Origin of the sequence: Nocardia rhizosphaerihabitans, assembly GCF_014646295.1 — a bacterium.
GTDB lineage: Bacteria > Actinomycetota > Actinomycetes > Mycobacteriales > Mycobacteriaceae > Nocardia > Nocardia rhizosphaerihabitans.
Genome location: NZ_BMNE01000006.1, coordinates 268,287 through 286,737, shown reverse-complemented (window position 1 = coordinate 286,737; position 18,451 = coordinate 268,287). Strand labels below are relative to the sequence as shown.

The window sequence follows — 18,451 nt, the reverse complement described above, 5'->3', positions numbered from 1 at the left end:
GTGTGTCAGTCCCCGATCAGCCGCTGCGTCTGTTGTTGTTGCTGCTGTTGCTGATTGGCCTGCGGCGCGCTGAGCTCGCGGCCGATCTCGAACGAATCGGCCTGCGGCGGATCACTGACCAGTTCGGGGCCGGCCAGCTCCCGGTCGCCGCCGGACCGGCCTGCCAGTACCCAGGTGTCCTTGCTGCCGCCGCCCTGGCTGGAGTTCACCACCAGCGAGCCCGCGGGCAGCGCGACCCTGGTGAGCCCGCCGGGCAGCACCCAGATGTCCTCACCGTCGTTGACCGCGAACGGGCGCAGGTCCACGTGCCGGGGCGCCAGGTCGTTGCCGATCTTGGTCGGCACCGTGGACAGCTGCACCACCGGCTGGGCGATCCAGCCGCGCGGGTCGGCCTTGATCTTGCGCCGGATCGTCTCCAGCTCGCGCGGCGTCGCATCGGGCCCGATGACGATGCCGTAGCCGCCGGACCCCTCGACCGGCTTGACCACCAGCTCGCCGACCCGGTCGAGCACCTCCTCGCGTTCGTCGTCGAGCCAGCAGCGGAAGGTGTCGACATTGGGCAGGATCGGCTTCTCGCCGAGGTAGTACTCGATGATCGTCGGCACGTAGGTGTAGATGAGTTTGTCGTCGCCGACGCCGTTGCCGACCGCGCTGGAGATCACCACATTGCCCGCGCGGGCGGCATTGAGGACGCCGGCGATGCCGAGCACCGAGTCCGGCCGGAAGTGCATGGGGTCGAGGAAGGTGTCGTCGATGCGCCGGTAGATCACGTCGACCTGCCGCTCGCCCGCCGTCGTCCGCATGTAGACGACGTTGTCGCGGCAGAACAGGTCGCGGCCCTCGACCAGCTCCACACCCATCTGCCTGGCCAGCAGCGAATGCTCGAAGTAGGCGGAGTTGTGCACACCGGGGGTGAGCACGACCACGGTCGGGTCGGCCTCGTTCGGCGCCGCGGAAGCCCGCAGCGCCCGGAGTAGATGGGCGGGATAGTCGCCGACCGCCCGCACCCGGTGCGAGGAGAACAGATCGGGGAAGACCCTGGCCATCGTGCGCCGGTTCTCCATCACATAGGACACCCCCGACGGCGAGCGCAGGTTGTCCTCGAGCACGCGGAAGTCGCCGCGCTCGTCGCGCACCAGATCGATGCCGGAGACGTGGATGCGCACCCCGTTCGGCGGGACCAGGCCCGCGGCCTCGCGATGGAAGTGCTCGCACGAGGTGACCAGCCGCTTGGGGATCACCTGATCGCGCAGGATGTTCTGCTCGCCGTAGACGTCGGCCAGGAACAACTCCAGCGCGGTCACCCGCTGCTTGATGCCGCGTTCGAGCTTGGCCCACTCCGCGGCCGCGATCACCCGCGGCACCAGATCCAGCGGGAACGGCCGCTCCTGCCCGGACAGCGAGAAGGTGATGCCCTGGTCGATGAACGCCCGGTCCAGCGCGTCGGAGCGTTTGGCCAGATCGCCGACGTCGTTGGCCGCCATCGCGGCATGGATGCCCTTGTACGGAGCCCGTACCCGGCCCGCCGCGTCGAACATCTCGTCGAAGGCGTCGGCGAAGCGGCCGGGACCGTACCCCGCGAACAAACCGGTGTGGACCGGGTGACCGTTCGTTCGCACCAACGCCGGTGATGCGGATCGAGCCGAACTCGGCGCTGTGGTGGAGGTCATGAGAAAAACTGTGCATCACCCGGCAGCAAGGCCGTGTGAGACACAGGTAAATTTCTTGCATCACCTGAAACGGGTGAAATCCGGTAGGGCGCACGACCGTGCGGTCGATGCCCGATTTCGCCCGGCGGTGCCGAGCTGGTAACCTCGATCTTCGGCGCGGTGTTACCCGTAGTTCAGCACCATCTGCTGCATCGTGGGCGCGCGCCCGACGAGCTTTCAAGACATACCACCCAGCGACAGGAAACCAGAGGATACAGGCGTGGCCAACATCAAGTCCCAGATGAAGCGGATCCGTACCAACGAGGCGGCGCGCAAGCGCAACCAGTCGGTCAAGTCCGCGCTGCGCACCGCGATCCGCAACTTCCGTGAAGCTGCCGCCAGCGGTGACAAGGAAAAGGCTGCCGAGCAGCTGCAGTTCGCGAGCCGCAAGCTCGACAAGGCCGCTTCCAAGGGCGTCATCCACGCCAACCAGGCGGCCAACAAGAAGTCCGCGCTCGCGCTGGCTCTGAACAAGATCTGATCGGAGCGGGCCTGGTACCCGCTCAGCAATACTTCGCAAGACGCAGCCGCCGTGGCCTCGATGACCACGGCGGCTTTTGTCGTCGGCTACCATTCCGCGCATGTTGACGGTGTACGCGAATCAGACGGTGGTACGAGGCGACGACCTGGCCGAGGTGATCCGCGCTGCGGAGATCCTGGGGATCGGTCTCAAGATCGAGAACGTGATGGTGCCCGACGAGGACGGTGGCTTCACGGCCGCGTGGATCGTCACCAGGGAGGACGAGGTCCCGCTCTACGAGGAGTGGGAGGGCCGCTACGAGGACCTCGAGGACGACGAGGAGCAGCTCGCCGCCGTCGGCGACTGATCGGGCTCAGTTCACGCAGGGGATCTGCCCCGAGGTGATGTCGCTGCGGACCGGCTTGCCCGCGTCGGGAGTCCCCGGCACCGGCGTGGTCGTGCCGGTCTGCCAGGCGCCCGTGGATGTTTCCCCCGGCCAGGCGGCGGGCGGCTCGGTCCGCGCCGCCGTGCGCCGGGTCGTCGTGGCGGCGGGGACGGGCATCCCGAACGCGGCGGCGATCTCGCGGCGTATCGCCTGCCTGTCCACGATGTTCACGTCCTGACCGTTGACGACGTCGTAGCGCAGGACCGGCAGGGTGCGGAATTCGACCTGCGGGTTCTCCGCGGTGCCGAGGGTGCGCACGAATTCGGTCATGTTCCAGCCGTCCGACAGCACGATATTGCGGTGCGCGACATCCATCAGCTGCCCCAGCTTGCCCGGATCGGTGAGGGTACCCGCGCGACGCAGCTGCCGGGCCACCGAGGTGAGGAAGGCCTGCTGCCGGTGCGTCCGGTCCAGGTCGCCGTTCTCCAGACCGTGCCGCTGCCGCACGAAGGCCAGCGCCTGCGCCGGATCGAGGTGCTGGCGGCCGGCCGGGAAGTCGGCGCCGGAGAACTCGAGGTCGCGCACCGGATGATTCAGGCACACTTCCACCCCACCCAGCGCGGCGGCCAGATCGTAGAAGCCCGCGAGGGTGACCTCGGCGAACCGGTCGATCGGCACGCCGGTCAGCTCACGCACGGTCCTGACGATCGAGGCCCGCCCCGCCTCCCGTCCCGCCTGTTCCAGCCGCCGCTGGTCGGTGACGCCACGCGCGATCAGCTGGTCCTGCACGGCGGCCTTCTTCAACCCGTACGCCTCCTTGATCTTGGCGTGGGTGTAGCCCGGGATGCCGCTGACCGGCACGTAGTTGTCGCGCGGGATGGACACCGCGACGATCTTGTTCATCGCGGCCGGAATATGCACCAGGATCAGCGTATTGGCGTTGTACCCGCCCTCGTCCCCGTCACCGGCATGCAGCTGGTCGAGCAGCTCGCGCGGCAGCTCGTTGCCGTTGTGATCACGCCTGGTGTCCAGCCCGATCAACAGGACGTTGAGATCCCCTCCGAGCGAATGCGGCGCGTCCTCTTCGATGGCCTGCGACCGTAGAAAGCCCGCGTCGAAGGTGCCCGCGGTGGACCATCCGTACGCGGTGACCGCGACCACCACGGCCGACAGACCGGCCGCCATCCCCTTGACCACGCCCCTGGCCCACCAGCCCGCCGAACTGCGAGCGCGGCGAGTTTGCCCGCGCTCCCCGGTCCGGTCAACCGTCGGGTCGTCCATGTCATGATCAACTGTGCCAGCTCTGAGAGCGGGCAGACATCGCGATTCGGTCCCGATTGTTCGGCGGCCCGGCGTGTCGTCGCCGCCAGAGGAGTTCGGGGGTCAGGCGCGGCGCCCGATGTCGGGGTTCAGCCTGCGGCGCGGAGGTCGAGGATGCGGGAGAGGGCGTGTTCGAGGGCGTAGGTGGCGTCGGCGGCGCCGCCCTTGACGTCGGCGTTGAGGGTGGCGACCACCTGGAGGGCGGTGCCGATGGTGGCGGGGTTCCAGCCGCGGGACTGAGCCTGGGCCTTCTTGACCTTCCACGGCGGCATGCCGAGCTGCTGGGCGAGCTTGAACGGGTCGCCGCGGCCCGCAGAACCGACGCGGGCGATCGTGTGGACGGAGTCGGCGAGGGCGTCGGCCAGCAGGACATGCGGTACACCGCGGTCGGTAGCCCAGCGCAGGGCTTCCATCGCCGCGGGACGATCGCCTGCGACGGCCAGTTCGGCGACGTCGAAGCCGGTGACCTCGGCGCGGCCGGAGTAGTAGCGGCGCACCGCGTTCACGTCGACCTTGCCGCCGGTGTCGGCGACCAATTGTGAACAGGCGGCAGCGAGTTCACGCAGCTCCGAGCCGACGGACTCGATCAGCACCTGCACCACATCGGCGGCCACCCGAACACCGGCCGCCCGGAACTCCCCGCGCACGAACTCCATCCGCTCGGAGGCCTTGGTGAGCTTGGCGCATTCATGGACCACCGCACCCTGCTTCTGCAACGCGGGCACCAGCGCCTTGGCTCGGCCGCCGCCCGAGTGCAACACCATCAGCACCACGCCGGCGGGCGGGTCGGCCGCGGCATCGGTGATCACGGCGACCGCGTCCTTACCCGCCTCGGCCGCCGACTCGAGCACGATCACACGATCCTCGGCGAACAGCGACGGGCTCAGCAACTCCGCCAGTTCGGCGGTACTCGCGTCACCGGCACGCAGCCGATCGACCGGCACCGAATCCGGATCGGGCGCACCCGCCCGCACCTGGCCGGTCACCTGCGCCACGGCGCGTTCGACCAGCAGCTCCTCGTCACCGAGAACCAGATGTACCGCGGCAGGGCGTTCGCTCACCAGGCGATCCTACGTTCGGCCACCGACAGGCCGATCGCCCGCAGTGCATCGGTCGTAGGGGACCGCCGCAGGGCCCCCGGCGGGAGGTCACCGCGCCGGCGCGCTGGTGCCACTCGGCGAGCCTCGCGGACCTGCGCCTGTCTGGCGGCGGGAGGTCACCGTCCGTAGATCGGCGCTGGTGCCGAGGACGATGACATCACCGTGACGGTCGGTCCGGGCGATGGTGGCGCCGAGTGTGTCCAATGCGGCGGTGATAGTGGAGTGTGGATGGCCGAACGTATTGTCGGTTCCGGCACTGATCAAGGCCAGGCGGGGCCGGACCGCGCGGAGGAATTCCGGTGTGGTGGTGCGGGATCCGTGATGCGGCACCTTGAGGATGTCGGCGCGGATGTCGTCGGCGCGCAGGACTCGGGACTGTGCGGCGGTCTCGATATCGCCGGTGAACAGGATCGTGCCTACTGCGGTGTGCGCCTTCAGCACGAGGGACCGATCGTTGGCTTCGTCCAACTCCAGTACGGACGGAACCTCACGGCTCGGTGCGAGTACCGCCAATTCCACTGCGCCGAAGGTCAGCACGTGTCCCGCATGGAGTTCCATCAGCGGGATCCGGGCAGACTTCGCGATCTCGACGACCCGCTCGACACCGCCGAAATCGGTCCCGTGTCCATGCGAATGTCGCTGCGCCACGGCGATGCCGTCAGCGGTGCCGCCACGGAGCTCGCCGGGAGCTGTGGCTGCGGCATCGACGGTGCCGCCACCGAGCCCGCTGGGAGCCGTGGCTACGGCATCGACGGTGCCGCCACGGAGTTCGCCTGGGGCCGTTGCTATGGCGTCGACGGTGCGGCCGCGGAGTGCGCCGGACAGGCCGTCGATGTGGTCGGCGTGCGGGTGGGTGAGTATCAGGAGCCGGATGTGGGTGATGTGCAGCCGGTCGAGGCAGCGGCGGATCGGGCGAGGGTCGGGGCCCGCGTCGATGACCACCGCGGTGCCTGGTCCGACCGAGAGGGCGAGCCCGTCCCCCTGGCCCACGTCGCACATGGCCAGTACCCAGCCGGCAGGCGGCCATCCTGGTTGCCAGAGCCGGACCGGGACGAGTACCACGGAGACGCCGAGGGCTCCGACAGCGAGCAGCCGGCGGGTCTTCGACCAGCGCAAGGCCGCGACGATGGTGACGACGATCGCCGCTGCGATCAACCCTCCGATCAGGCCCGACTGCACCGTGACGGTGGCACCGGGAACAGCGGCCGTGCGGTCGGCCACCGAGAGCAACCACCACAGCGGTGGCCGTGCGCACCACAGCACCCACACCGCCGCGTCGTCCCACACGCACGCGAGGACCGCGCCCACCGCCCCGATCACCGTGATGAGCCCGACCACCGGCGCGACCAGTGCATTCGCGATGATCGCCACCAGACTCACCCGCCCCGACAGCGCGACCATGAGTGGCAGCGTCACGACGAAGGCCCCCGCGGACACCGCGACGATCTCCGCAGGCGCACGCCACCATCCGCGCGCCCGCAGCCAATCCGCCCAGCTCGGGGCGAGCAGGATCAGCCCGGCTGTGGCCAGGACCGACAGCGCGAATCCGGCACTCACCGCCAATTGCGGTGCCACACCGAGCAATCCGATGACCGCGGCACCGAGTGCGGGCAACGCCTGTTTACGCCGGCCGGTGAGCAGCGCGAGCACCGTTACCGAGCCCATCGCCGCCGCGCGCAGCACACTCGGGTCGGGGCGGGCGAGGACGACGAACAGGACGACCACCCCGGCGGCGGCCACGACGCTGGTACGCGGACCTGCCGTGAGCAGCCGGGTAAGTGCCAGCAACGCAGTCAGCAGGATCGTGAAATTTGCACCACTAACCACACAAAGGTGTTGCAGCCCTGCGATTTCGAACGCTTCGCGAACATCATCGGACAGTTCGGAGGTGTCGCCGACAACGAGTGCCGGTAGCAGGCCCGCCGCGGCTTGCGGGAGCGCTCGCCCTGCTGCCTCGACGAGATCCGCCCGGACGTCCGCGGCAAGCCGCTGCCACCACGGCAGGGTGCCGACGAGCTCCGGATCGGCTACCGCGTTCAGGGTCGCCACGGTCAGGTCCGCTCGATTCGGCTCGCTCACGCGGGCGCGGAACCGGATCATCTGCCCGGGCGACAGGTCCGCCCATTCGCCACCACCGGCGAGGACGACCACCGCCCCACCCGCCCGCATCGTCGACGCACCGCCGCCGAACTCGCGCAGCCCGGCATGGACAATCCACCGCCGCTGCCCACCGAACCCGCCGGCACGCATCGGTTTCGCGTCATCGGTGACAACGGCCAGCACCGTCACCGACCGCCCGAACGATTCCCGCAACGGGTGCGTCTGCACGTGATGCTCACGCCACGCCCCCGCCGCCCCGAAACCAGCCGCGAGCAGCATCGACGCCAGCCCCGCCACCGCGACAACTCGCCACCGCTCCCGCTGGTGCGCGATCGCCCACAACAACACAACCCACAACCCGATCGCCACCACCACAGCACCGACCGCCAGCATCAACCCCGCGAGCCACCCGAGCGACACCGCGACAATCGTCGCCACCCAGCACCCCAGTGCGGCAGGCACCAGCCGCATATCGAGGACCTGCCGCTCCGACTCCTCCACCACCTCCTCGTCACGCGACCCCGCCCTCATTCGCAAGCCGGGTTCACGCCCGAACCATCGCCGCCCACCCCGCGCCGCCCGAGAACCGACCCCACCCCGAGGCATCCGAACTCCACACTGCTGCACGAATGTCCGACACAGTCCGCAAAACAGGGCGAAAATTCACCTGCCGACGCCACGTGATCGCCGGTCGACACCACGTGATCCGCGACCGACACAACGTGGTCCGCAGTTGACGGGACTCCCCCTGCGGCCGATGCCAGATGGTCGACAGTCGATCCCGCGTGGGCTGGGTTCGATGCCACGTACTCGAGGGGCGGCACAAAGTGGTCCTCGACTGATACGGCGCAGTCCGCGATCAGCGCCAGCTGGTCCGCGGTCGACGTCGAGTGCGCCAGTGCGGGTACGACGAGGCTGTCCGCGGTCGATGCGACACGGTCTACGGATGATGCCGCAAGGTCGGGTGTCGAGGTTGTGGCGTGGCTGACCGTCAGACGATCGCCCGGCGGGCCGGTATCTATGGTGGAGCCGGTGGTTTCGCGGTCTCCTGCCGGATCGGGCAGTGGAGTCATGTCGTCACCAGGTCGCGCAGGCGGGCGAGGCGGGCGGGGCCGATGCCGTCTACTTCGCCCAGTTGGGCGACGTCGGTGAATCGGCCATTTGTCGAGCGCCAGGCGAGGATCGCTGTGGCGGTGACCGGTCCGACGCCGGGAAGCGCGTCGAGCTCCGCTTCCGTCGCGGTGTTCAGGTTGAGGCGGGCCTTGCCGCCCTTGCCGTTCGGGGCGGTGGCGGTGTTCGTGCCCGCGGTGCTCGCCGCGGTCGGTGCGGTAGCGGAGGCCGTGTCGGCGGCGCCGATCATTATGCTGCCTAGGCGTGGGGGACCTGGTTGGGGGCCGGTCGCGCCGACGACGAGCTGATCGCCGTCGGACAGCCGTTGCGCCAGGTTCAGGCCGGCCAGGTCCGCGCCGTCTCGGGCGCCGCCCGCGATCTCGATGGCGTCGGCGATGCGGGAGCCGCCGGGCAGACGGTGCAGGCCCGGCCGGTCGACCAGACCCACCACGCTGACCACGACTTCCGTGCTCGCGCTCGGTCCGGTCCCTGCTACCGCGGCGGCTGTGGCGGTCGGCTCGGCACGTACACCGACGCTCTCCGCGCGCACTAGCGGCACCGGCGGCACCGCCTGCTGGGCCGGCTGATCGCGCACCACCATGATGCCGGTGAGCACGACGGCGACCAGCCCCACCAGGCCGAGTACCAGCGCACCCCGGCGTCCTGGATCGAGGCGCGCCCCACGGAACCGGTCGGGCACAAGCCGTTGCAGGCCGCCGGGTTGCGCGCCGTCGTCGAGCCAACCCGGCGCACGCACCTCCCCTACCGACGGCGTGAGTTCTTCATCGTCCCAGCGACCCTCGGCGCCGCCATCGACGCGGGGACCTGCCGGGGTGGCACCGCGATCTGACTCACCGCGCATGCCGCCCGGCCCCACCTTCTCGCGTACCGCCAGCCCGCCCAGCCGTTGCCGTACCCGCTCGTGCTCTTCGTGTCGTGACATGGCAGCGACGCTACGAGGACGCGGCCTCGGCAAACCGCCGCCGACCTGGGCATGAAACGAACCTGTGGACAACGTCGAGCCTGTGGACAACTCCCGGTCCTGGCGGCCGCGCGCGTGAACGGCGCGCTCGCGGTGCCCTACCGTGGCGAACCAGTTTCGCGATCTCATACCGTACGGGTGACGACCGGCCGACGTCGGCGGGGAAGCCTTGGTTTGTGGTCGACCGACCGCGTACACCGGAAACGGAGGACCCTATGCCAAAGACCGACGACGAAACATTCGTCTATCTCGCGACATATCCGAACGAGGCCGCGGCTCGCGACGATTACCAAGTTGTCAAGGACCTGCACGGCGAGGGCTTGGTCGGCTCCTATGACGCGGCCGTGGTCACCAAAGATGCCAAAGGCAAGGTTCACGAGAACAAGGACGAGACGGCGACTCGCCACGGCGCGTGGGGAGGTATCGCAGCAGGCGCGGTACTAGGAGTGATCTTCCCGCCTGCGGTCCTCGCATCGGCAGCTGTCGGCGGCGTCGTCGGAAGCGTCGGCGGGCACCTCGCCAGGGGCATATCGCGTTCGAAGGTCAAGGAACTCGGCGACTTCATCGACCCCGGCCAGGCCGGCCTCGTCGTCATCGGGGAGCTCAAGGTCAAAGAAGCCATCGAGAAGGCTGTGACCAGGGCAGAGAAGGAAACCGCCGAAGAACTCGGTGTCGCACCCGAGGAGATCGATCGGGTGTTGCAGGAGGCTTTGAAGGGGCTGTAGCGCACGGTTCCTGCACCGTGCCGAATGCCCGGGTCGAGTACCCGGGCATTCGGGGCCACGTCACGGCCGGGTCGTGTGTTGCTCAGCTCGAGGATGGCGCCCGGCCCAGGCGGCGTAACGCTGGGCCAGGGGTGCGGCACTGAGTCCATGAGCCAGTACCGAAAGTCCGATCGTCACGACCGCGGTGGTCAAGAGCAGATCTTCGTGGGGCAGTTCTTGGTGTTCTTCGAGGATAAGGATGACGAAGACGATCGTGGCGAGCCCGCGGGGTCCGAACCAGCCGACGAAGGCAATGGTCGGGGCACGGGTGTGGGTGCCGATCATCGACAGCGCGACCGGGACCATCCGGACAACGGTGAGGCTCAGCACCGCGTAGCCCAGTACCGCCCAGGACAGGTGACCGAGGGCCGGACCGAGCAGCACGGCGCCGAAGACGATGAAGGTGACGGCGTTGAACAGGTCGCCGGATTCGTCGAGCAGGCCGGCGTTGTCGCTGTCGTTCGCGGTGCGGCGGCGGATCGTGCCGAAAGTCAGTCCACCGACGAATGCCGCGATAAACCCCGACCCGCCCAGTGGCACGGCGACGGTGTAGCCGAGTAGGGCGGCCGCGACGGGAACGATCTGCGCCCAGAGTGGGTCGATGGTGTGGCGACGCTGCGCAGTGACCAGAATCGCGGCGGCGATCGCCCCGGCGACAAGCCCTGCCAAGACGCCGTACCCGATCTGTTCGGAGACCAGCCGGGCCGCGGCGCCCTCGCCGATCGCACCGGACTCGGCGTGTGCGATCGCCAACACGATCAAGAACAGGGGCACACAGATTCCGTCGTTGAGACCACTTTCGACATTCAAGCCTTGCCGCACGCGCGCAGGCAGCACCGGTAGCGTGACCACCGCCTGTCCCAACGCGGCGTCGGTAGGAGCCAGAATGACCGCGAGCAGCAGCGCCTCTGGCCAAGCGAGATCACCGAGCACGACCACCGCTACGGCGAAACCCGCAGCGATAGTCAACGGCAAACCGATTCCGAGAAGCCTCATGGGAAGAGAGATCTCGGCACGCAACTCGGCCAGGTCCACCCGCGAGGCATCGGAAAACAACACCATCGCCAACGTCACCTCGGCGAGGAGTTTGATGATCTCGGCGGTGGCTTCCACATCGATCAGCCCCAGCGACACGCCCCCGAGCAACAGGCCCGCGGCGGTGAAGATCATCGGTGCGGTGATCGGTGTACCCGAGACCCGTCCCGAGATCGACGCGAAGATCAACAACACCGTGGCGATCGCCGGTAATGCCCACGTCACGCGCGCTGTCCTTATCGCACCCGGTCGAGCTCGGGGGCATCGAACAACAACAACCGAGCGGTCGCCTGGCCGATGGCGGCAGCCTCGTCCAGGACCTTGCGCATCCGCTGGTCAGGGGTGATCTGCGCCGGAACGGTGTCGCGATCGATGCTCATCTCTCTGTGTTCCCTTCAATCCGGTTAGGCGATGTCGGACGTCGGCAGAATCTGGCGTGAGGACGATCGGCCGACCGCACGGCCTCGGGCCCGCGTCACCGGCCACTGCAGAAATAGCCTCCTCCGAAAGGGGCGCGCACGCTTCACACGAATCGGGTGAGGCTCCCATGCTTCGCTCACTCGGCTTTCCCGATCACCCCATGGGCGACCTCTGCGCGGTGGTCACCGGCCGCACGTACCACTCAATCGACCTTCAGGGCTCGCGCCGGATACTGCACACCGGTCAGCCGCTCGGAGACCTCCCACAGTCGCCCTTGCCGGTGACGGTCACGCGAGTCCGAACTCGATCGCACCCGCTCCGGGTAGCCTTGGATTTCGAAAAGCCCTGAAGGACCGTAATATTCGCTTCCCGCTGCGCTCGGGTCGGTGGCTGCGCGCAGCGTCGGCAGTGCGCCCATGGCGGGCGTCCGGCCGAAAAGGCGGGCGATCGCCAGATTGGGCAATCGAAACGCTGCCGGCGAGTAGCGGAAGACGTCGGTACTCGCGCCACCGGGATGAGCGGCCAACGCCACCGCCGAGGTATCGGCGAGACGGCGATCGAGCTCGTAGGTGAACAGCAGGTTCGCCAATTTCGACTTTCCGTAGGCGTTTCCGATCGGTGCGGCCGGATCATCGAGATCGATTCGGCCGAACCGGTGGCCGATACTGCTGACGGTGACCACCCTCGCCGCATCGGCGGCCGTGATGCGGTCCAACAGCAAACCTGTCAGAGCGAAGTGCCCGAGGTGGTTGACGCCGAATTGCACCTCGAATCCGTCCTCGGTGGTCCCGGGCAACCCGGTCACACCCGCGTTGTTGATCAGCAGATCGATGCGGTCATGACGAGCGCCGATGGCCGCGGCCGCGACGCGGACCGACGCGAGCGAAGCGAGATCGAGTTCGACGGTATCGATCACGGCGCCGGGCACCCGGCACCCGATGCGGTCGGCAGCGGCCTGAGCCTTGCCCTGATCGCGACAGGCGAGCACGACCTCGGCGCCTCGTTCCGCCAGTGCCGTCGCGGTCTCGAAACCTAGACCGGTGTTCGCTCCGGTGATCACGGCGACCCTGCCGGTGAGGTCGGGCATGTCGGCTGTAGTCCACTTACTCACGGCATCTCCTAAGATGAACGAGTGGTTCACATTAAAGTGAACCACTCGTTCATGTTGTTCGCAAGAGGAGCCCAGGAGGAGCAGATGACCGGTAGACCCCAGCGCGCGGACGCGCTGCGCAATCGCCAGGCGATCGTCGGCGCCGCGCGCGAGCTGGTCATCAGTCGCGGACCGGGCGTCGGAATGGATCAGCTCGCCGCTGCCGCAGGTGTCGCGGTGGGGACGCTGTATCGACATTTCCCGACCAAGAAGGACCTGATAGAGGCGATCGTGGACGAACTCTCGTCGACGATCGGCGAATCACTGGACGCCGCCCTCGCGCGAGCCGAAGCGAATCCGGGTTCGGCCCGCGAGGAGCTGATCGCATTGCTGCGCAGCGTGGTGATCGACATGAGTCAGGAGCGCCTTTTCCGTTTCGCCGTCGCCGAGATAGCCGAGGCGCCTTTCCGGGAGCTGCACGAGCGTGGCCGCGCCGCCGTCGACCGACTGGTCGCGCTCGCGCACCGCGCCGACGCGCTGTATCCCGATATCACCAGCGATGATGTGATCCTGCTGCTGGCCACCGCGCCCGCCGAAGACATCGAAGAACCACAACGACTTCGGTGGCTGGCGCTGGCCCGCCGGGCGCTCACGCCGGACAGCGGGCCGACGGGAGATTGACCGAAGCGACGCAGGAAACGAACCTGTGGACAACGTCGAGCCTGTGGACAACTCCCGGTCAGCGGCCACCTGAACGCGGAATCCGCGCGGTCGGAGCGAATACGGTGCGCGCATGGCCGAAACGACGTACGGATGGTGCCATGGACCTGGCACAGCGATTCCGCGACTTCGCGTTCCGCGAGGTACACAACAATTCCCCGCTCTACCATCGGCGGGCTGTCCACATCGCCGAGGACCAGGCGGTGCTGGCGTTGATCGCCGAGCTGCCCACGGACAAACAGCAACCCAACCTGGTCCTGGCGGCCGCGCGGGTGAACGGCGCAGTCGCGGTGTCCTACCGCGAGTTCCGCGGACAGCTGATCGCGCACTGGCCCGCGATCTCGGCGACAGCGCTGGCCAGACGCACCCAGACGAACGAAGCAGGCCGAGCGGCGACACTGCTGCCGGTGCTCGCCCGGCTTCCCGGACCACTGTCGGTGACCGAGGTCGGCGCCTCGGCGGGACTGTGCCTGTACCCCGACCGCTTCAGCTACCGCTACGACGACATCTCGCTGGATCCCGCCGATGGGCCGTCCCCAGTGGTGTTGCCGTGCAAGGTAACCGGCGACGCCCCGATACCGGCTCGGCTACCCGAAGTGGTGCATCGAGCCGGAGTCGACCTGAACCCGCTGGACGCGGACGACATCCGGGATCGGGAATGGCTGGAAGCACTGGTCTGGCCGGGGCAGGACGAACGACTCGCCAGGCTGCGAGCATCCTGCGCGATCGCTGCCGCGAACCCTCCGCTCCTGGTGACGGGCGACCTGAACGAGAAGGTCGCCGAGCTGGTCCACACCGCGCCGCCCGGCAGCACCGTAGTCGTATTCCACAGCGCGGTACTCACCTATCTGCCCCCACCGGCTCGCGAGGAGTTCATCACCTCGGTGCGCGAGCTCCCCTGCCATTGGGTGTCCCAGGAGGGCACCGGTGTGATCGCGGAGTTCACCGATCGGCTGCCCCAAAGGGACTCGGCCACAGCGCGAATGGTGCTCGCGGTGGACGGCGAGCCGGTGGCCTACGCCGGGCCGCACGGCCAGTCGCTGGACTGGTTCGGCCCGGCGTAGCGCGGACGATGTCAGATCCGGCGCATCACCGAGACCACCCGGCCCAGGATCACGGCCTCGTCGCCGTCGATGACCGAGTAGGCGGGGTTGCGGGGTTCGAGCTGCACATGGCCGTTGCGTCGGCGATACACCTTGACGGTGGCTTCCTCGCCGATCATGGCGGCGACGATGTCACCGGAGTTTGCCTCGCGCTGGCTGCGGACCACGACGAGGTCGCCGTCGCAGATCGCGGCATCGATCATCGAGTCGCCACGGACGCGGAGGCCGAAAACCTCGCCGCGGCCGACGAGTTCACGCGGCAGGGTGAGCAGATCGTCGGCGTGCTGCTCGGCCAGGATCGGGGTGCCAGCGGCGATGTCGCCGACCACGGGCACCGTCACCGACCCGTCAGAGCTCCCGCCCGGTGCGTGCCGCAGGAACAGGCGCACATCGATGGGGCGGGTCATCGTGGCACCGCGGCGCAGAAAGCCGTCCTCCTCCAAGGCTTTCAGATGCTTGGAGACAGTGGACGTGGAGCGCAGGCCGACGGCGTCGGCGATCTCCCTGGCGCTGGGCGGGTAGCCGTGCGCGAGCACCGAGTCCCGGATCACGGCGAGGATGTGTTGCCTGCGGGGCGGCAGGTGCGCGGTGTCGGGGTAGTCGAAGTCGTCGTATCCGGTCACCGGGGCATCGTAGAGGCCGGCGGGTTCAGACCGTCGGCGCAGGCTCCCGGCGTGGCATCCTGCGGCGGAAACCGGTGCCGGTCACGAACACCCGCCGGGGACAACGAGCACGCCGAGCGCGCCGACGCCGAGGTGCACGCCCAGGGTGGGGCCGAACTCGGTGACGTAGAGCTCTTCGACCTCGGGCACCTGTTCGCGCAGCTGAGCGGCGATGGTCTCGGCGGCATCGGCGGCTCCCAGATGCTGCACGCCCAGCGCAGCGCCGTCCCGGCCCGCGGCATCCACCGCGGCGGCCACCAGCTTCGCGTAGGCACGGGATCTCGTCCGCACCTTCTCGCGCAGTTCCAGTTTGCCCTCGACCAATTGCAGCAGTGGCTTCGTCACCAGTTCGCTGCCGAAGAACGCGGCGGCACTGCTGAGCCTGCCGCCCTTGCGGAGCTGCTCGGTGCGGTTGACCAGGATGAACGTGCGAGCACGAGCGGAGGCCGCCACCGCACGTTCGTAGACGGCATCCAGCGCCTCGCCCGCGCGTGCCCGGCGCGCGGCAGCGAGCACAGGCAAACCGGTCGCCAAGCCGGCGCCGAGCGAATCCACCAGGCGCACACTATCTTCGGCACCCATATCACGGACCGCCTGCCTGCCCGACTCCCAGGTCGCCGACAGGGTGCGCGACAGGTGCACGGCGACGACACCGTCGCCGTCGCTGTGACTCAGCGCGCGTTCGTAGGCCTCGCGCAGCTCACCCGGCGAGGCAGCCGAGGTAGTGACCGAGTCCGTCGAGTAGTCGATCTCGACGGGGTCGACGCCCTCCCGGATCTGCCGGTCGCCGACGAGCACATGCAACGGCACCACTTCGATACCGAGCTCGGCGACGACGTCGGCGGACAGCCCGGCCGCCGAATCGGTGACCACCACAACCGGCACGGACTACCGGACCTCCTGCAGCGCCTTGGTCATCGCCGTCGCCACCGCCGCGTGTCCCGCCCAGCCCCAGTGGATGCCGTCCGGGTTCGCCGCACCCGACTCGATGTCGTCGCGCACGGCCTCACCGAGGTCGACCAGCGGCACCGAGGTACGGCCCGACCACGCCTGCAGCGCCTTGACCGCGCGTGCCCGGCCCCGGTGCACCCGCCCGTAGGCATCACACTTGTGTACCGACGGCAGCACCGCGACCACGGGCAGCTCGGGACGCAGATGGTTCAGCGCCTCGCGCGACTGCTCCAGGTAGTCGACACTCACCTTCGGCGGAAGCGCCACCGGCCGACCGAGCTTCGACAGCTTCGGCTGCAGCCAGTTGTAGGAGGCGCGCACGCCACGGCGCAGCTTGGGCGGGCGGATGTAGCGGATCAGTTCCCGCAGCGCGGTGGGCAGCGGGGAGGGCAGCGTGTCCATGCCACCGACGGCGAACACGACCGCGCCGGCCCGCGGCACCGCGGCCCAGACCCGGGGATCACCGATGAGCGCCCAGTAGGCGTCGCGGCAGGTCCAGCCGATTCGGGCGATCAGCTCCACATCCCAATCCAGTTCGGCGGCCACCATATTCGGCCAGATCCGCGGATCGTCCGCGGGCAGACCACCCTTCGGCCCGTAGTAGGCGAGGGAGTCGGCGATCACCAGCAGCACGGGGCGCGGCGACGCGGATTCCACCGGCCGGGGCGCGGTGGCTTCCTCGACGAGCACGACCTCCACGGCCGCCTCGGCGAGCGGTTCACCCTGTGCGGCAGCGGTCTCCACAACCAGCGAGTCCGGAGCGGATACCTCGGCCACCGAGACTGCCTCGGCGGCAGAATCCGCAGACACCGCGACGGACTCCGCCGTCACCGTCTCGATCGAGTCGCCCACCGGCTCGGCACCCGCAGCAGGGTCTGCATCGGCTGCCGGATCGCCGGAACCATCAGCCGCAGTGGCCGACTGGAGGTCCTGCGCCGCGGCGGGCTCTGCCACGGAGCTCGTCGTTGCCTCGAGATCGTCAGCATCCGCAGCGGGGCTCGCAGCATCGGACGACTCCGTCACGGATACGGCCGACTCGGCGGTATCCGACTGCGCAACAGCCGATTCGGCATCGGCACCATCCGGCTGCGCGGCAGAGTCCGCTACGGCCTCGGCGTCAGTCTCGGCGACAGCATCGCCCGCTGTGGCAGGCTCGCCGTCGACATCGGCGTCCGAGTCCTCCGACGAGTCGCCCGCGGACGCCGAATCGCTTGCCGCCGAGTCGACCTGCTCGGGCTCGGCGGTTACCGGAGCCGGCGGCGGCCCGAACAGCGCGTCGGGTAGCGAGCGTTCGCTGCGCGCGGTGACCTGCTTGAAGAGTTCGTCCGGTACCGAACGGATGGGCTCCTCACGCTCGGGGCGTGCGGGCCGAGCGGGTGGCGGGCCGAACAGCGCGTCCGGCAATTGCCGTCCGGGCTTGGCCGTCACCTGCTGGAACAGTTCGTCCGGTACCGATCGGACGGGCTCTTCAGAGGACATCGGGAGCTACCTTCGCCGCTGCGTTCCAAACATCGAGGCGCCAGCCGGGTCGGTCGATGTCCGGGCCGTGACTGGACAGCTGTACCCAGCTCGTATTGGCCAGCCCACCGAGGGCAGGCCAGTTCTCTGGGGGCAGTTCCAGCAACGCGGCCGTGAGGGCAGCGATCAACCCGCCGTGCGCCACCAGGATGATAGTCCGGCCGGGCCAATCCTGTCGCTCGTTGTACAGTTCGCGCACCACGGGCAGCGAACGCGCACCGACCTCGAGTTTGCTCTCGCCACCGGGCGGTGTGTAGGTGGCGTCGAGCCGCCACTGCACACGCGCGCCGGGGTAGTCGGCGTCGACCTCGAGATGGGTCAGACCCTCCCAGTCGCCGAGGTGGGTCTCGCGCAGCCGCTGATCGGTGACGACCGGCAGCTCACTGATGTCGCCGAGCGCCTGCGCCGTCTCCTTGGCGCGCCGCAGATCGGAGGCGTGGATGGCGATGGCATTGCGCGAAACCAGTTCGCGCGCCGCCTCTTTGGCCTGCTGACGACCGAGCTCGGTGAGATCGGTGTCGATCTGACCCTGCATCCGGTCGGCCGCGTTCCATTCGGTCTGCCCGTGCCGCAGCAGGATCAGCGTGCGCACATGGGCGTACTTGCTCACTCGGTGTCGCCCTCTGCCTGTGCGTCGTCGGCGGCCGGAGTCGGCGGTGCAGCGATGCCATCGACAGGGACGGTCGGGCAATCACGCCACAACCGCTCCAGCGCATAGAAATTGCGCTCGTCGTTGTGCTGGATGTGCACGACGATGTCGACGTAGTCGAGCAGCGCCCAGCGGCCCTCGCGGGTGCCTTCGCGACGGACCGGCTTGTGCCCGGCTTCGCGCAGCTTCTCTTCGACGTTGTCGACGATCGCGTTGACCTGACGCTCGTTGGGCGCCGAGGCGATGACGAAGCAGTCGGTGATCACCAGCTGTTCGGAGACGTCGAGGACGACGACATCGGTCGCGAGCTTGTCGTCTGCCGCGAGTGCGGCGACCTTGGCCATTTCGACCGCTTCGGCGGTGGCGCTCATGC

The 18,451-nt window shown here is 68.7% G+C and carries 18 protein-coding genes; 5 read left to right on the top strand and 13 right to left on the bottom strand.

Annotation, left to right across the window (positions count from 1 at the left end):
* Positions 1-5 precede the first annotated feature (5 nt).
* Positions 6-1,538 carry a circularly permuted type 2 ATP-grasp protein gene (locus IEY60_RS25650; protein ID WP_229740155.1) on the bottom strand — a complete coding sequence of 511 codons (1,533 nt, stop codon included), beginning with the start codon at positions 1,536-1,538 and terminating at the stop codon, positions 6-8.
* A 391-nt stretch (positions 1,539-1,929) separates the two neighbouring features.
* On the opposite strand from IEY60_RS25650, the gene rpsT reads away from it, so the two are divergent.
* Entirely contained in the window at positions 1,930-2,190 is a 261-nt protein-coding gene (rpsT, locus tag IEY60_RS25645; protein WP_019045815.1) for a 30S ribosomal protein S20, read from the top strand.
* A gap of 100 nt (positions 2,191-2,290) precedes the next feature.
* The gene (locus IEY60_RS25640) at positions 2,291-2,536 is read left to right on the top strand and encodes a hypothetical protein (RefSeq protein ID WP_189033029.1); all 246 of its coding nucleotides are present in this window, start codon (positions 2,291-2,293) and stop codon (positions 2,534-2,536) included.
* Between the two features lie 6 nt (positions 2,537-2,542).
* On the opposite strand, the gene IEY60_RS25635 is transcribed toward IEY60_RS25640, so the two are convergent.
* The 4 genes from IEY60_RS25635 to IEY60_RS25620 form a co-directional block, all read right to left on the bottom strand.
* Positions 2,543-3,835, bottom strand: coding sequence for an LCP family protein (locus IEY60_RS25635; protein WP_189033028.1), 1,293 nt, complete (start codon positions 3,833-3,835; stop codon positions 2,543-2,545).
* Between the two features lie 128 nt (positions 3,836-3,963).
* Complete coding sequence (gene holA, locus IEY60_RS25630) at positions 3,964-4,935, bottom strand: DNA polymerase III subunit delta (RefSeq protein WP_189033027.1); 972 nt, start codon at positions 4,933-4,935, stop codon at positions 3,964-3,966.
* A gap of 87 nt (positions 4,936-5,022) precedes the next feature.
* The gene (locus IEY60_RS25625) at positions 5,023-7,575 is read right to left on the bottom strand and encodes a ComEC/Rec2 family competence protein (protein ID WP_229740117.1); all 2,553 of its coding nucleotides are present in this window, start codon (positions 7,573-7,575) and stop codon (positions 5,023-5,025) included.
* 568 nt (positions 7,576-8,143) lie between these two features.
* A complete protein-coding gene (locus IEY60_RS25620; protein ID WP_189033026.1) occupies positions 8,144-9,127 on the bottom strand; it encodes a ComEA family DNA-binding protein in 984 nt (327 codons plus the stop codon).
* 254 nt (positions 9,128-9,381) lie between these two features.
* Between IEY60_RS25620 and IEY60_RS25615 the strand changes: the two genes are divergently transcribed.
* Complete coding sequence (locus IEY60_RS25615; RefSeq protein WP_189033025.1) at positions 9,382-9,891, top strand: DUF1269 domain-containing protein; 510 nt, start codon at positions 9,382-9,384, stop codon at positions 9,889-9,891.
* Between the two features lie 60 nt (positions 9,892-9,951).
* On the opposite strand, the gene IEY60_RS25610 is transcribed toward IEY60_RS25615, so the two are convergent.
* From IEY60_RS25610 to IEY60_RS25600, 3 genes are all read right to left on the bottom strand, one after another.
* Positions 9,952-11,190 carry a cation:proton antiporter gene (locus IEY60_RS25610; protein ID WP_189033024.1) on the bottom strand — a complete coding sequence of 413 codons (1,239 nt, stop codon included), beginning with the start codon at positions 11,188-11,190 and terminating at the stop codon, positions 9,952-9,954.
* An 11-nt stretch (positions 11,191-11,201) separates the two neighbouring features.
* The gene (locus IEY60_RS25605) at positions 11,202-11,345 is read right to left on the bottom strand and encodes a hypothetical protein (protein ID WP_189033023.1); all 144 of its coding nucleotides are present in this window, start codon (positions 11,343-11,345) and stop codon (positions 11,202-11,204) included.
* Between the two features lie 242 nt (positions 11,346-11,587).
* Complete coding sequence (locus tag IEY60_RS25600) at positions 11,588-12,496, bottom strand: oxidoreductase (RefSeq protein WP_189033287.1); 909 nt, start codon at positions 12,494-12,496, stop codon at positions 11,588-11,590.
* A gap of 84 nt (positions 12,497-12,580) precedes the next feature.
* On the opposite strand from IEY60_RS25600, the gene IEY60_RS25595 reads away from it, so the two are divergent.
* Complete coding sequence (locus IEY60_RS25595) at positions 12,581-13,156, top strand: TetR/AcrR family transcriptional regulator (protein WP_229740116.1); 576 nt, start codon at positions 12,581-12,583, stop codon at positions 13,154-13,156.
* Positions 13,157-13,296: 140 nt separating this feature from the next.
* The gene (locus IEY60_RS25590; RefSeq protein WP_189033021.1) at positions 13,297-14,259 is read left to right on the top strand and encodes a DUF2332 domain-containing protein; all 963 of its coding nucleotides are present in this window, start codon (positions 13,297-13,299) and stop codon (positions 14,257-14,259) included.
* Between the two features lie 11 nt (positions 14,260-14,270).
* Here IEY60_RS25590 and lexA read toward each other — a convergent pair whose 3' ends face one another.
* The 5 genes from lexA to rsfS all read right to left on the bottom strand — a co-directional run bounded on the left by lexA (position 14,271) and on the right by rsfS (position 18,449).
* Entirely contained in the window at positions 14,271-14,921 is a 651-nt protein-coding gene (gene lexA / locus IEY60_RS25585; RefSeq protein ID WP_189033020.1) for a transcriptional repressor LexA, read from the bottom strand.
* Between the two features lie 81 nt (positions 14,922-15,002).
* Positions 15,003-15,845: a DegV family protein gene (locus IEY60_RS25580; protein WP_189033019.1), complete on the bottom strand. Its 843-nt coding sequence runs from the start codon at positions 15,843-15,845 to the stop codon at positions 15,003-15,005.
* A gap of 3 nt (positions 15,846-15,848) precedes the next feature.
* Complete coding sequence (octT, locus tag IEY60_RS35955; RefSeq protein WP_229740115.1) at positions 15,849-17,390, bottom strand: diglucosylglycerate octanoyltransferase; 1,542 nt, start codon at positions 17,388-17,390, stop codon at positions 15,849-15,851.
* Entirely contained in the window at positions 17,380-18,039 is a 660-nt protein-coding gene (locus IEY60_RS25570; RefSeq protein ID WP_189033018.1) for a histidine phosphatase family protein, read from the bottom strand. The genes octT and IEY60_RS25570 overlap by 11 nt, the downstream gene beginning before the upstream one ends.
* Positions 18,036-18,449: a ribosome silencing factor gene (gene rsfS, locus IEY60_RS25565; protein ID WP_189033017.1), complete on the bottom strand. Its 414-nt coding sequence runs from the start codon at positions 18,447-18,449 to the stop codon at positions 18,036-18,038. The genes IEY60_RS25570 and rsfS overlap by 4 nt, the downstream gene beginning before the upstream one ends.
* Between the last annotated feature and the right edge of the window lie 2 nt (positions 18,450-18,451).

Coding starts and splice junctions, on each gene's coding strand:
- IEY60_RS25650 (WP_229740155.1), bottom strand. CDS start 1,538: ATGTTCGACGCGGCGGGCCGGGTACGGGCTCCGTACAAGGGCATCCAT.
- IEY60_RS25640 (WP_189033029.1), top strand. CDS start 2,291: ATGTTGACGGTGTACGCGAATCAGACGGTGGTACGAGGCGACGACCTG.
- IEY60_RS25635 (WP_189033028.1), bottom strand. CDS start 3,835: ATGGACGACCCGACGGTTGACCGGACCGGGGAGCGCGGGCAAACTCGC.
- IEY60_RS25620 (WP_189033026.1), bottom strand. CDS start 9,127: ATGTCACGACACGAAGAGCACGAGCGGGTACGGCAACGGCTGGGCGGG.
- IEY60_RS25615 (WP_189033025.1), top strand. CDS start 9,382: ATGCCAAAGACCGACGACGAAACATTCGTCTATCTCGCGACATATCCG.
- IEY60_RS25605 (WP_189033023.1), bottom strand. CDS start 11,345: ATGAGCATCGATCGCGACACCGTTCCGGCGCAGATCACCCCTGACCAG.
- IEY60_RS25595 (WP_229740116.1), top strand. CDS start 12,581: ATGACCGGTAGACCCCAGCGCGCGGACGCGCTGCGCAATCGCCAGGCG.
- IEY60_RS25590 (WP_189033021.1), top strand. CDS start 13,297: ATGGACCTGGCACAGCGATTCCGCGACTTCGCGTTCCGCGAGGTACAC.
- octT (WP_229740115.1), bottom strand. CDS start 17,390: ATGTCCTCTGAAGAGCCCGTCCGATCGGTACCGGACGAACTGTTCCAG.
- rsfS (WP_189033017.1), bottom strand. CDS start 18,449: ATGAGCGCCACCGCCGAAGCGGTCGAAATGGCCAAGGTCGCCGCACTC.